General features: G+C 67.8%; 1 protein-coding gene. It reads left to right on the top strand.

Going from position 1 to position 1,550, the window contains the following annotated elements; genetic code table 11:
* Positions 1-1,550, top strand: a 1,550-nt coding sequence (locus QP089_RS48655; protein ID WP_285921431.1) for a condensation domain-containing protein, incomplete at both ends; no start/stop codon positions are given.

The following is a 1,550-nucleotide window of genomic DNA, read 5'->3' as shown; positions in this document are numbered from 1 at the left end:
AGGGCGAGACGCCGGCGTTGCCGCCGGTGGGGACGTCGGTGCGGCGGTGGAGTGCCGCGCTGGCCGACGAAGCCCAGCGCCCGGAACGGGTCGCGGAACTGGACCTGTGGCGCTCGACACTGCAAGCCCCCGACCCGGTACTCGGCGCCCGCCGCATCGACCCGGCCGTGGACGTGGTCTCGACCGTCGACCGGCTGCAAGTGCGGCTGTCCGAGGACGTCACCCGTGCGCTGCTGACGGCCTTGCCTGCAGCATTCCGGTGTGGTCCGGACGATGGACTGGTCGCGGGTCTGGCGCTGGCGGTGGCGGCCTGGCGCCGAGCGCGCGGGACGGCCGAGTCGTCGGTGCTGCTGAACATGGAGGGCCACGGCCGCGAGGAAGCGGTGATCGAAGGCGCTGACCTGTCGCGCACGGTCGGCTGGTTCACCACGATCTTCCCGGTGCGCGTGAGCGTCGGCGGCGTCGATCTGAAAGAGGCCTTCGCGGGTGGCGCCGGCGCGGGGCGTGCGGTCAAGGCGGTGAAGGAACAGCTCCGGACAATCCCGGACCGAGGCATCGGATACGGCCTCCTCCGCTACCTGAACACCGGTACCGCCGAAGAACTCGCCGAATTCCCGACCCCGCAGATCGGGTTCAACTACCTGGGCCGATTCTCCGACACCGATGTTCCGGGCGAAGCGCGCGGCGAGGGATGGACGCCGATCTCAGCATTGGAAGAAGTGTCGGCGGAATTCGACGCCGACATGCCGGTCGCGCACGCCGTCGATGTCAACGCCGTCGTCATCGACTCCGAGCAAGGGCCGGTGCTGAACGCATCGATCGGCTTCGCGTCCGGTGTCCTGTCCCGCGAGCGCGTACAGGAACTGGCCGACCTGTGGGTGGAGGCGCTGACCGGCCTGGCACGGCATGCCTCTTCCACTGACGCGGGCGGATTGACGCCGTCGGACCTGCCGCTGGTGCCGCTGACCCAGCTGGAGATCGACGTGCTGGAGGCCCGGCATCCCGATGTGGTGGACGTCTGGCCGCTGACGGCGATGCAGTCGGGCCTGCTCTTCCACGCGATCCTCGCGGGCCGCGACCTGGACCCGTACCAGATGCAGTTCGTGTTGCATCTGGACGGTGCGGTGGATGCGGAGCGGCTGAGGGCGGCCGGTCAAGGGCTGCTGGATCGGTATCCGAATCTGCGGGTGGCGTTCGGTTTCGGTACCGATGGTGAGCCGATGCAGATCGTGCGGTCGCGCGTCGAGCTTCCCTGGGAGGAGATCGACCTCCGAGACGTTCCCGAGGACGAACGTCCCGAACGCCTGGAGGAACTGCTGGCCGCCGACCGAAGCGACCACTTCGACGTCACGACGGCGCCGCTCATGCGGATGAAGCTGATCCGGGTCGGCGAATCCCGATTCGAATTCGTGCTGATGGCTCATCACCTGTTGTTCGATGGGTGGTCGTTGCCGTTGTTGATGCAGGATTTGATGGGGTTGTACGGCGCTGGTGGGGATGGTTCGGTGTTGCCGCGGCCGCGTGATTACCGGGATTTCCTGGTGTGGTTG

The sequence above is a fragment of the Actinomadura opuntiae genome, from assembly GCF_030283205.1.
Classification (GTDB): domain Bacteria; phylum Actinomycetota; class Actinomycetes; order Streptosporangiales; family Streptosporangiaceae; genus Spirillospora.
Note: the sequence above shows the minus strand (reverse complement) of the source record. Positions and strands in the feature narration are given on the sequence as shown.